This window comes from Brooklawnia sp., assembly GCF_032229645.1.
GTDB lineage: Bacteria > Actinomycetota > Actinomycetes > Propionibacteriales > Propionibacteriaceae > Brooklawnia.
This window is the reverse complement of the sequence record NZ_JAVTWX010000061.1, coordinates 1-10,869: the sequence shown is the minus strand read 5'-3', so window position 1 is coordinate 10,869 and position 10,869 is coordinate 1. Positions and strand designations below refer to the sequence as shown.

Sequence of the window (10,869 nt, the reverse complement as noted above, 5' to 3'; positions counted from 1 at the left end):
GCGCTCGAGCCCAGTTTGGATATCACCCGGCCCGCACGACGCCACGGCGGGTGGGTCGCGTTGCCGATCGAGCGAAAGCATGCTGACAAGACAGTCTCCGAGACGCTCGACGAACTTCGTGGGGACAGACTGTGACTTCGCACCCGATCGTCTATGTCGATACGTCTGCTCTCGGTGCTCTGCTCAGCCTAAACGATCGGCTGATAGCGCGATCGCGACCAACGAGCTGGGTCGAGTCGCCGACCATGTCTTGGTGGATGAAGGCCAGGACCTGCAGCCCGCGCACTGGATGCTGATCCGTGCCCTGGTCGGTGAAGGGCCCAATGACATTTTCATCGCCGAGGACGCACACCAGCGGATCTATGGGCAACGGCTGGTGCTGTCGCGGTTCGGTATCAAGACCCAGGGACGGTCGCGCAAGCTGACCCTCAACGACCCCTGCTGACCGATGCCTGTCGCGTTCCTGGTGAATTGTTTGCTACAGTGGTTTCGCAACGGCATGCTTACCAGCCGTCATGGGCCTGATTGCTCAGGCACATGCGTCCTTGAAGGGCAACCCACTCATAGACCTGCCAGTTCACCCTGTGGCCTGCAGAGGTACTGAGTGCAGATTGCGCCAATTGGATGAGCATCACCCACTTCTCACGTAAGCCGCCTTGTGGCGGGAAGGAATTTTGTGAGCGAAACCTCATCAGGCCCCCAGGCAGGACTATCGGCGATGCTCCTGCCGGAGCTGAAGAAGGTTGCTGCCGGCCTGGGCATCAAGGGGACCAGTGCCATGCGCAAGGCCGAGCTGATTGCCGCGATCCACGCGAACCAGGGCACCGGTGGCCAGGCCGCCCGCACTGGCACGGCGACGTCGAGATCCGCCGAAGCGAAAGCGCCCAGGCGCTCCGCCGAGCAGAGGAACGCGGCGGTTGCAGACGAACAGCTCAACGCTGCCGAGCACACGGATTCGGCAGGCACGTCCGAGTCGCCCCAAGTGCGCGCCCGCAGTCGTCGCCAGCGCAGCGCCGAGAACGCCGAGCGAGCGGCGGCCCAGCAGGCACAACCGGAGCTGAGCGGGGCTGCCGAGCGCCCGGCTATCGCTCGTCCTGAGCGCAATGAGCATGCTGTCATCGAAAAGGCGGAGCACACCGTGGCTGACTCCCCTTACGAGCCGAGTCCCGACGACAGCGTGGGAGCCCGCCTTGCCGCGTTGGGTCAAGATCCGAAGGTGCGTGAGCGCCTGCGCGACCGGGACAGCGGCCGCGGCGGCAGCAACGACAAGCGCGAGCAAGCCGTCCAGCCCGCCGCGAAGCAGTCGAGCGCCCAGGCTCCTGAGCCCTCGTCGTCGCGCAACGGCGACGATGAGCAGGGCGGTGGATCCCGGCGTACCCGCAACCGCCGCCAGCGCGATCGCGGTAACCGGCGCAACCGGCCTACGGGCAATGAGGCCGAGCGCGTGGACGACACGGTCCATGACGACGACGTCCTTCTCGAGGTCAGCGGCATCCTCGATGTCTTGGACAACTACGCATTCGTGCGCACCTCCGGCTATCTGGCCGGCCCCAACGATGCCTACGTTTCGTTGTCGATGGTCCGCAAGAACGGACTGCGCAAGGGCGACATCGTCACCGGAGCCATTCGTCAGTCGCGGGACGGGGAGCGTCGAGAGAAGTACAACCCGCTGGTGCGTCTGGACACCGTCAACGGGCAGCCGCCGGAGAGAATGAGGGATCGTCCCGACTTCGCGAAGCTGACGCCGCTCTACCCGCAACAGCGGCTGCGAATGGAAACCGTTCAGCAGAACATGACCGGGCGCATCGTCGACCTGATCAGCCCGATCGGCAAGGGGCAGCGCGGACTGATCGTCTCCCCGCCGAAGGCGGGCAAGACGATGGTGATGCAGTCGATCGCCAACTCGATCACCAGCAACAATCCCGAGGTACACCTCATGGTCGTGCTGGTCGACGAGCGACCCGAGGAAGTCACCGACTTCCAGCGCACCACCACCGGTGAGGTCATCGCGTCGACCTTCGACCGTCCGGCCGAGGACCACACATCGATCGCCGAGCTTGCCATCGAGCGAGCCAAGCGACTGGTCGAGCTGGGCCGCGATGTCGTGGTGCTGCTCGACGGCATCACGCGGCTCGCCAGGGCATACAACCTGGCTGCACCGCCGTCGGGTCGTATCCTGTCGGGCGGTGTCGACTCGGCTGCGCTCTACCCGCCGAAGAAGTTCTTCGGAGCGGCCCGCAATATCGAGAACGGCGGCTCGCTGACCATCCTTGCGACCGCGCTGGTGGAGACCGGCTCCAAGATGGACGAGGTCATCTTCGAGGAGTTCAAGGGCACCGGCAATATGGAGCTGAAGCTCTCGCGTCAGCTTGCCGACAAGCGGATCTTCCCGGCCATCGACGTGGATGCCTCCAGCACCCGTCGTGAGGAACTGCTGATGGGCCGCGCCGAACTCGACATCATCTGGAAGCTGCGCCGCGTGCTTGCCGGCTTGGACGATCAGCAGGCCCTGGAGACCTTGCTGAGCCGGATGCGTAAGACGGCCAGCAACCCGGAGTTCATCGTTTCGATCGCCAAGACCACACCGGGCGCGTCCTGACCGGGATTTGGGCAATGCCGTAACGCGCGGTAAGATCGCGCGACGGCGCCGGTTCACGCCTTCGACTACTTGGCGACCCGGCACGATAACCAAGGAGAAACCATGAAGCAGTCGACTCATCCCGAGTACCACGACGTCAAGGTCGTGTGTACCTGCGGGAACCAGTTCGAGACTCGAAGCACCATCAAATCTGACGTGATGAGCGTCGATGTGTGCTCGGAATGCCACCCCTTCTACACCGGCAAGCAGAAGATTCTCGACACCGGTGGCCGCGTCGCTCGCTTCGAGCGCCGCTACGGCAAGAAGAAGTAACAGTCTTCCAGCGGGCGCTGGCGGCGGAGGAACCCGTCGCCGGCGCCTCTTTCATTGCCCGGCACTGTGCCGATCTCCCAGGAGGACTGATGTTCGAAGCCGCCGATTCGATGAGGGCCGAATACGCCGAACTCGAAGCGCAGATGAGCGATCCGGCTGTGCTGTCCGACGTCAAACGCTCACGAGTGGTCGGGCGCCGGTATGCCGAGCTCGCGCAGATCGTCAAGGCGCTGGACGAGCATGACGCACTCAGTGCCGACGAGATTGCAGCGGGCGAGTTGGCCGCCGAGGACCCGAGCTTCGCCGACGAGCAGGCCGAGATCGCAAAGCGCCTGGATGTAGTCACCGAGAAGTTGACTGCGCTGCTGGCACCGCGCGATCCCAACGATGACTGCGACGCGATCATGGAGATCAAGTCGGGGGAGGGCGGCGAGGAATCTGCGCTGTTCGCTGCGGACCTGCTCAATATGTACGTGCGCTATTGCGAGCAACGCGGCTTCAAGCTTCAGGTGCTCGACTCCGAATCCACCGACCTGGGCGGATTCAAGTCCGTCACGGCAGCGATCAAGACGTCCAAGTCGCCCGAGCCGGGCCAGGCACCCTATGGCGTGCTTAAGTTCGAGGGCGGTGTGCACCGCGTGCAGCGGGTTCCGGTCACCGAATCGCAGGGCCGCGTCCACACGTCGGCGGCGGGCGTGTTGGTGATGCCCGACGTCGAGGACGACGAGATCGCGATCAACGAGGACGATCTGCGTGTCGATGTCTACCGCTCCAGCGGCAAGGGAGGTCAGGGTGTCAACACCACCGACTCTGCCGTTCGCATCACCCACCTGCCGTCCGGCATCGTGGTGACCTGCCAGGACGAGCGCAGCCAGCTGCAGAACAAGGAGCAGGCGATGCGTATCCTGCGCGCGCGACTGGTCTCCAAGGCCGAGGAAGAGCAGGCACAGCAGGCTGCGGCCGCACGCAAATCCCAGGTGCGCACCGTCGACCGTTCGGAGCGCATTCGCACCTACAACTTCCCGGAGAACCGCATCACCGATCACCGGATCGGCTTCAAGGCACACAACCTGGACGCTGTGCTGGGCGGCGATCTCGAGGCCCTAATCGCGGCTCTGCAGGCTGCCGACCTCGAAGAGCGACTCTCACATGTGGGGGAGCAGGCCCAGCAGTGAACCCGCGCCCGGTGATCCTGCTAGCTCAGGCATCGGCCGCTTTGGCCGAGGCCGGCCTCGACTCCCCGAAGGCCGATGCCCGGGTGCTGCTGATGAGCGCCACCGGGCTATCGGTCACCGAGTTGCTCACCGCCTCCGAGATCGACGCCCGGGCGTGTGCCCGATTCGACCAGATGATCGCCCAACGGGCCGCCGGCGTGCCGGTTCAGTATCTCACCGGCGAGGCCTGGTTCCGTAACGTACGGCTGGAGGTCGGGTCCGGAGTCTTCATCCCGCGCCCGGAGACCGAACTGGTCGCGGGCGCGGCGATCGACGAGGCACTCAGGCTCAAGGCCGCTGGCCGCTTCGGGTCCGAACCGCTGGCGGTCGAGCTGTGCGCCGGATCCGGCGCGATCAGCGCCGCGCTGTGCGACGAGGTTCCCGGTGTGCGAGTGGTAGCCGTCGAGAAGGATCCGGTGGCCGCCGGATGGCTCAGACGCAATCTGGAGGGCACGCCGGCCGAGGTGATCGAAGCGGACATGGCCGACGCGCTGCCCGGTGTCTGCGGCCAGGCCGCGGTCGTGGTCGCCAACCCGCCATATATTCCCTGGTCACAGCGCGATGGTCTGCCGATCGAGGTACGCAGTCATGACCCGGCCCTCGCGCTCTTCGCAGCCGACGATGGCCTGGCCGCCATCCGGGTGGTGGTCGACGTCGCGCACCGGCTCTTGCAGACCGACGGCCTGGTGGTCATCGAACACGGCGACGATCAGGGCCCCGCGGCGCTGGAGGAGTTGCGGCGAGCCGGATTCGCCCATCGGATCTGTCATCGCGACCTAGCGGGGCGTCCACGTTTCGTCACGGGCAGACGCGTGTCAGGATGGGATGGTGAGTGAGTTGTCGAACCCTGGATCCCAGCAGCCGCGCTGGCGGCGCTTCGATCTTTCTGCCGAGCACGATGCAGGTCTGGCTGCGGCTCAGGATGCCATCGCGAACGGCGAGTTGGTGGTTCTTCCGACCGACACGGTCTACGGTATCGCCGCCGATGCATTGCAGCCGGCGGCCGTGCAGGGGCTCTTGGACGCCAAGCAGCGTGGCCGCGATATGCCGCCGCCGGTGCTGATCGCCGAACCGGCGATGCTGCGAGCGCTGGTCGTCGAGGTGCCGGTCGAGGTCGACTCTGTGATCAACCGCTTCTGGCCAGGGGCACTCACGCTGATCATGAAGGCACAACCAACCCTCAAGATGGACCTCGGCAAGACCGAGGGCACGATTGCCGTGCGGGTGCCCGATCAGGACGACGCACGCGAGCTGTTGCGCCAGACCGGCCCGCTCGCCGTCAGCAGCGCCAACGCCTCCGGACGGCCGCCGGCCACGACCATCGACGAGGCCATCGAACAACTCGGCGATTCGGTCGCCGTCTACCTGGACGCCGGTGCCACTTCGGGACCGACGGCGTCGACCATCATCGATCTGGCTGGGGCTTCGAGCGGCCGTATCGTTCGCGCCGGTGTGTTGAGCTTTGCAGATCTGGCGCAGGTGATGCCCGAGCTCACCGATATCGCCCCGGCAGCCCCCGAGCCGACGCCGGATGCCGATCCCGATGACGCGGCTGCGCCCGAGGCCGGGCAGACACCGGATGCGTGAATACCTGTTGGTGATGCTCGTCGCGGCAGCAACCACTTATCTGCTGTCGGGTCTGTGCCGCGCCATCGCCATCAGATTCGGTATCGAGGCGCAGATCCGCGTCCGCGACGTTCATACCCGCCCAACGCCGTATCTGGGTGGCATGGCGATGCTCGGCGGCGTGGCAGTGGCCTTCCTGCTTGGCTCGATGATGCCGTTCCTGGGACGCCACGAGGTGGTCACCCGCGATGCGCAGGGCATCCTGGCGGCCGGAGCGGTGATCTGGCTGGTGGGAGTGATCGACGACATCATCGATCTGCCGGCCATCGCCAAGGCCGCGGGTCAAGTGCTGGCCGCCGGCGTCGCGGTGCTTTTCGGGGTGCGAATGTACTGGATCTCATTGCCGAATCGGATCATCGCGCTCGACCAGGCGACCTCGATCATCATCACGGTGCTGTTCATCTTCGTCTGCGTCAACGCCATCAATGTGATGGACGGGCTTGATGGGCTGGCCGCCGGTGTGGTCGCGATCGGCGCGTCCGCGATGTTCACCTATACATATGTGCTGGCCCGAGAGCAGAATTTCGTCGTGGCGACCACCGCGAGCCTCGCCACCGTCACCACCACCGGAGTCTGCCTGGGCTTTCTGCCGCACAATTTCCATCGCGCACGCATGTTCATGGGTGACGCCGGGTCGATGTTGCTCGGGCTGTTGCTTTCCTGTTCGTCCCTGTCATTCACCGGTCAGATCGATTCACAGTCGCTGAACCCCGAGGGCACCGGAATGCTGCCCAACTGGCTACCGCTTGCACTGCCCTTTGCCGTCATGGCGTTGCCGCTCTTCGATCTGGCGACCTCCTATATTCGCCGCACCTGGCATGGCAAGTGGTGGTTCGTCGCCGATAAGCAACACCTGCATCATCGGCTGATCCAACGAGGCCATTCCGTGGTCAACGCGGTTTGGGTTCTCTACCTGTGGAGCGCGGTGATCGCCTACGGAGCGATCGCCTTCGGGCTCGTCCGGCTGCCCGTGGCGCTGGCCCTCATCGCCGTGGGAATTGTCATCGCGGTGCTTGTCACGCTGAGTCCCGGACGACGCAAGAAGGCTCCTGCCGGAGTCTGACGAAGTGACCGCCCGATGCGCAGCGAGCGGCGGATATGCCCTAGACTCAGACTCATCGCCCGTGACGTTCATCGAGGAGGAGACACTGTGGCGTTTGCAGCTACGGCGGTCGGCAGCGCTCGACGCTTCCTCTCCTCAGCCGCGCTGGCCGGTCTGCTCGCCGGCGGGCTTTCGGTCGTGACCGCTACCATCGTCGATCAACGCCGCGGTTTGGCCAGCGCATCGGCCGGGGTAGTGCTCGTACTGGCGTATTTCTGGACCGGGCAGGTGGTCGAGCGGTCCGCGATGCGGCTGGCCAACAGCCAAGGCATGGTGCTGATCATGTCCGGATATCTGGTGCGCGTCGTCCTTCTCGGGTTTCTGCTTTCGTGGGCCCTCAGCAGCGCGACGCCGGCGTCGCGGGTGTCCCCCCAGTGGGTGGGCGCCGGGGGGGTCGCCGCCGGCATAGGCTGGTTTATCGGGTTGATCGTGGTTCACTCCCCAAAGCCCAAACCGATCTACGACCAGCCCTATGTGGCCCCCAAGGGGTGGGACGCATGAGCCATCAGCAGACCGACAACAGGCGTCCGGTCCCGCAGACACACGGTAAGGATCAAGGCTTGACGATCCTCAGTTACCTGCTGGCGGGCATCGGGCTGTACGGTGGTCTCGGATGGTTGGCCGACCGTGTCTTGAATACGTCATTCCTGATGATGATCGGGTTCCTCGCGGGAATGATCGTCAGCTTTTATATCATTATCAAGCGGTACGGGGGAGTGGCATGATCCCGATGGAAGGTGGGGGCTACACCCCGCCGGGCGTGGAGGATTTTCAGTTCCCGGGGCTTTTCGGTACCGACTGGATCACCAAGCCCATGGTGCAGGCCGTTATCGCCGCGTTGGTGGTGATCGTCATCTGGTGGCTGGCCTCCAGGCGCTTGACAACGGTCCCGAACAAGCGGCAGTTCCTCATGGAGTATCTCTATGGGTTTATCCGCAACGGCGTCGGCCGCGATGTTCTGGGGCCCGGCTTCCGGCCTTACATCGGCCTGCTGGTGGGGTTGTTCACCTACATCTTGGTGAACAACTGGTTCGGCGAACTCTTCTTGTTCATGTTCCCGACCATGTCGAATATCGGCTACGCCTGGGGTGCGGTCGCGATGGTTCTGGTGATCTACGTCTACGCCGGATTCCGCACTCATGGCGCCGGGTATCTGCGTAAGGCGTTGATACCCGCAGGTGTGCCCTGGTATCTCTACCCGATCATCGTGCCGGTCGAATTCTTGTCGACCTTCATCACTCGACCGTTGACGCTCGGCGTTCGTTTGTTCGCGAATATGTTCGCCGGCCACCTGACGATCTTGGTCTTCGTCATCGGCGGTACCTATTTGATGACGCAATCGGACGGCATCTTCCTCAAGGTCGGCGGGGGATTCTCACTGATCTTCAGTTTCGTAATGTTGGGTTTCGAGCTGTTCATCGGCTTCCTGCAGGCGTACATCTTTACGATCCTTACCGCGCAGTACATCTCATCGTCGATCAGTGAAAGCCACTGATCACATCAGCCTGAAGGCAAACGAAAGGAACGAAGAATGACCCCCATGGAATTGGCCGGCTCGATCAACGTCATCGGCTACGCCTTGGCCACGCTGGGCCCGGGCCTCGGTGTCGCCTGGATCTTCTCGTCGGTCATCAACGGCACTGCCCGACAGCCTGAGGCCAGGGGCGCCATGATGGGCACGGCTTACATCGGCTTCGCCGTTGTCGAAGCACTCGCCATCCTGGGCTTCGTGCTCGCCTTCGTCATCCAGTGATCGGTCCCACCATGATTGGTGCGGGACTGATCCCCATGGAGTTCTCGCTGGGACCGCTGGCCCCCGAACACCTGTCGGAGTTCGTCGTCGGACTCGTGCTGGCGATCATCGTCGCGGTTGGCGTCCAGAAGATCGCCGTGCCCAGGTTCGAGAAGATGTACGAGGAGCGGGCCGAGGCAATCGAGGGCGGCATCAACCGCGCTCAGGTGATCAAGCAAGAGGCCGAGGAAACCAAGCGGCACTACCAGGAGCAGTTGGCCAGTTCGCGTGAGGAAGCCGCTGGGCTTCGCGAGCAGGCACGAGCTCAAGCGGCTCAGATCATCGAGGCCGCCCGCAAGGAGGCTGAGGCCGAGGCGGCTCGCATCCGTCGGTCCGCCGAACTGCAGATCAGCAACGAGCGTGCGCAGGCGTACAACGAATTGCGCTCCGATATCGGCAGCTTGGCCGTCCAATTGTCCGAACGCGTGATCGGAGAGTCGTTGGCCGATTCTCAGGCTGCATCGCGCACTGTCGACCGGTTCTTGGCCGAGCTCGATGCCCAGCCGTCGCGAGTGGTGCCGGACTTTGTTCCGGACGCGCTCGCCGGGCCCTCAGGGGCAGGAACGCAGTAGTGATGGAGACCGAGATCCGAATGCGTGAGCTGGACGCCAAGGCCGACAGCCTGCAGTTGCAGCAATCCGACATCGACGGGCTCGCTGCGGTCTGCGACGCGCTGGCAGGCCAGGCCCGGCTGCGCGGTGCGCTGAGCGATGCCACGCTGTCTTGTGACGCGCGTTCCCGGCTGGCGAGGACTCTGCTGAGCGGACGAGTGAGTGACAAGGCCGCAGAACTCGTGGCCGAGGCCGCCGCCCGCTGCAAGGACTCCCGCGATCTGGAGGATCTGGTCGAGCGGCTGGCTGTGCGGGCGAGCCTGCGGGCGGGGGGCCAGATCGACCAGGTCTCCGAGGAGGTCTTCCGTTTCGCCCGAGCAGTGCAAAGCGATCCCGAGCTACAAAAGACGCTCACCGATCCGCGGATCGGTCTGGCGGCCCGTCAAGAACTGATCGGCACGCTGGTCGCAGCGAAGGTTCGTCCGCAGAGCCTGTGGTTGCTGCAGCGGGCCTTGACCGTCGAGGAACGCCCGCTGGTGAAGACGCTGGATTCCTATGTCGAGTTGGCCGCACAGGTGCAGGCCAGCACGGTCGCGAAGGTGAGCGTGGCGCATCCGCTGACCGACGGGCAACTCGCCCATCTCAAGGCGCAACTGGTGCGTATTTACGGTGTCGCGATCGACGTTCGCGTGGAGATCGACCCCGATGTGCTCGGCGGCGTACGCATCCAGGTGGGCGACGAGATTATCGATGGCACCATCGAGAACAGACTTAACCAAGCGCGTCGGCTGATCGGCTGACCGAAACAAGGAGTGGAGACCGCGATGGCGGAACTGACGATTCGCCCCGATGAGATCCGGGATGCGCTGAACGAGTTCGTGCTCAAGTACGAGCCCACTCAGTCGGCCCGGGAAGAAGTCGGAAGCGTCATCACCTCGGGCGATGGCATTGCCCGAGTCGAGGGCCTGCCATCGGCGATGGCCAATGAGCTGCTGCGCTTCGAGAACGGCACGTTAGGTATCGCGCTGAACCTGGAGGCGCGCGAGATCGGTGTCGTGGTCCTCGGCGATTCGGACGGCATCGAAGAAGGTTCGCGGGTGGTCGGCACCGGCGAGATCCTCTCGGTCCCGGTGGGCGACGGCTTCCTCGGACGCGTTGTGGACGCGATGGGTAACCCGATCGATGGCAAAGGTGACATCGAAGGGGCCACGCAGCGCCGTCCGCTCGAACTCCAGGCGGCCGGCGTGATGGATCGCCAGGAGGTCAACGAGCCGCTGATGACCGGGCTGAAGGCCGTCGACGCGATGACCCCGATCGGACGTGGCCAGCGCCAACTGATCATCGGAGACCGCAAGACCGGCAAGACGGCCATCGCGATCGACACGATTCTCAATCAGAAGGCGAACTGGGCCAGCGGGGATCCGAAGAAGCAGGTGCTGTGCATCTACGTCGCGGTGGGACAGAAGAACTCCACGGTCGCCGAGGTACACGAGACATTGAGCAAGCACGGCGCGATGGACTACACCGTGATCGTGAACTCCCCGGCGTCCGACCCCGCAGGCTTCAAGTACATCGCTCCCTACGCAGGCTCGGCCATCGGACAGCACTGGATGTACCGGGGCCGTCACGTGCTTATCGTCTTCGATGACCTCACCAAGCAGGCCGAGGCCTAC

Annotated in this window: 12 protein-coding genes and 2 pseudogenes; all 14 read left to right on the top strand. The window is 64.3% G+C overall.

The window, feature by feature from the left end:
- Nucleotides 1-79: 79 nt before the first annotated feature.
- Nucleotides 80-433, top strand: a pseudogene (locus AAFP05_RS04205) (UvrD-helicase domain-containing protein); the annotation flags it as partial.
- A gap of 285 nt (nucleotides 434-718) precedes the next feature.
- On the top strand, nucleotides 719-2,599 hold the full coding sequence (rho, locus tag AAFP05_RS04200) for a transcription termination factor Rho (RefSeq protein ID WP_341728605.1): 1,881 nt from the start codon (nucleotides 719-721) through the stop codon (nucleotides 2,597-2,599).
- A gap of 102 nt (nucleotides 2,600-2,701) precedes the next feature.
- Nucleotides 2,702-2,911 (top strand): 50S ribosomal protein L31, encoded by a 210-nt coding sequence (gene rpmE, locus AAFP05_RS04195; RefSeq protein ID WP_341728603.1) that lies wholly within the window; start codon nucleotides 2,702-2,704, stop codon nucleotides 2,909-2,911.
- 89 nt (nucleotides 2,912-3,000) lie between these two features.
- Nucleotides 3,001-4,086 (top strand): peptide chain release factor 1, encoded by a 1,086-nt coding sequence (gene prfA / locus AAFP05_RS04190; protein ID WP_341728602.1) that lies wholly within the window; start codon nucleotides 3,001-3,003, stop codon nucleotides 4,084-4,086.
- On the top strand, nucleotides 4,083-4,961 hold the full coding sequence (gene prmC / locus AAFP05_RS04185; RefSeq protein WP_341728601.1) for a peptide chain release factor N(5)-glutamine methyltransferase: 879 nt from the start codon (nucleotides 4,083-4,085) through the stop codon (nucleotides 4,959-4,961). Before prfA ends, prmC begins: the two co-directional genes overlap by 4 nt.
- Nucleotides 4,954-5,712, top strand: a complete 759-nt coding sequence (locus tag AAFP05_RS04180; RefSeq protein ID WP_341728600.1) for an L-threonylcarbamoyladenylate synthase — start codon at nucleotides 4,954-4,956, stop codon at nucleotides 5,710-5,712. The genes prmC and AAFP05_RS04180 overlap by 8 nt, the downstream gene beginning before the upstream one ends.
- Nucleotides 5,705-6,814, top strand: a complete 1,110-nt coding sequence (locus tag AAFP05_RS04175; RefSeq protein ID WP_341728599.1) for an MraY family glycosyltransferase — start codon at nucleotides 5,705-5,707, stop codon at nucleotides 6,812-6,814. Before AAFP05_RS04180 ends, AAFP05_RS04175 begins: the two co-directional genes overlap by 8 nt.
- An 87-nt stretch (nucleotides 6,815-6,901) precedes the next feature.
- Nucleotides 6,902-7,354, top strand: coding sequence for a hypothetical protein (locus tag AAFP05_RS04170; RefSeq protein WP_341728598.1), 453 nt, complete (start codon nucleotides 6,902-6,904; stop codon nucleotides 7,352-7,354).
- Nucleotides 7,351-7,578: a hypothetical protein gene (locus tag AAFP05_RS04165; RefSeq protein WP_341728597.1), complete on the top strand. Its 228-nt coding sequence runs from the start codon at nucleotides 7,351-7,353 to the stop codon at nucleotides 7,576-7,578. The genes AAFP05_RS04170 and AAFP05_RS04165 overlap by 4 nt, the downstream gene beginning before the upstream one ends.
- On the top strand, nucleotides 7,575-8,348 hold the full coding sequence (gene atpB / locus AAFP05_RS04160; RefSeq protein WP_341728596.1) for a F0F1 ATP synthase subunit A: 774 nt from the start codon (nucleotides 7,575-7,577) through the stop codon (nucleotides 8,346-8,348). Before AAFP05_RS04165 ends, atpB begins: the two co-directional genes overlap by 4 nt.
- Before the next feature lie 36 nt (nucleotides 8,349-8,384).
- Nucleotides 8,385-8,606 (top strand): ATP synthase F0 subunit C, encoded by a 222-nt coding sequence (atpE, locus tag AAFP05_RS04155; RefSeq protein ID WP_341728595.1) that lies wholly within the window; start codon nucleotides 8,385-8,387, stop codon nucleotides 8,604-8,606.
- A 26-nt stretch (nucleotides 8,607-8,632) separates the two neighbouring features.
- Nucleotides 8,633-9,217, top strand: a complete 585-nt coding sequence (locus AAFP05_RS04150) for a F0F1 ATP synthase subunit B (protein WP_341728604.1) — start codon at nucleotides 8,633-8,635, stop codon at nucleotides 9,215-9,217.
- 2 nt (nucleotides 9,218-9,219) lie between these two features.
- The gene (gene atpH, locus AAFP05_RS04145) at nucleotides 9,220-9,996 is read left to right on the top strand and encodes an ATP synthase F1 subunit delta (protein WP_341728594.1); all 777 of its coding nucleotides are present in this window, start codon (nucleotides 9,220-9,222) and stop codon (nucleotides 9,994-9,996) included.
- Nucleotides 9,997-10,020: 24 nt separating this feature from the next.
- Nucleotides 10,021-10,869: pseudogene (locus AAFP05_RS04140) on the top strand (F0F1 ATP synthase subunit alpha); the annotation flags it as partial.

Excerpts from the sequence above, each read along its gene's own strand:
- atpH (WP_341728594.1), top strand. The coding sequence starts at position 9,220 with ATGGAGACCGAGATCCGAATGCGTGAGCTGGACGCCAAGGCCGACAGC.
- AAFP05_RS04175 (WP_341728599.1), top strand. The coding sequence starts at position 5,705 with ATGCGTGAATACCTGTTGGTGATGCTCGTCGCGGCAGCAACCACTTAT.
- rho (WP_341728605.1), top strand. The coding sequence starts at position 719 with ATGCTCCTGCCGGAGCTGAAGAAGGTTGCTGCCGGCCTGGGCATCAAG.
- atpB (WP_341728596.1), top strand. The coding sequence starts at position 7,575 with ATGATCCCGATGGAAGGTGGGGGCTACACCCCGCCGGGCGTGGAGGAT.
- AAFP05_RS04165 (WP_341728597.1), top strand. The coding sequence starts at position 7,351 with ATGAGCCATCAGCAGACCGACAACAGGCGTCCGGTCCCGCAGACACAC.
- prfA (WP_341728602.1), top strand. The coding sequence starts at position 3,001 with ATGTTCGAAGCCGCCGATTCGATGAGGGCCGAATACGCCGAACTCGAA.
- atpE (WP_341728595.1), top strand. The coding sequence starts at position 8,385 with ATGACCCCCATGGAATTGGCCGGCTCGATCAACGTCATCGGCTACGCC.
- rpmE (WP_341728603.1), top strand. The coding sequence starts at position 2,702 with ATGAAGCAGTCGACTCATCCCGAGTACCACGACGTCAAGGTCGTGTGT.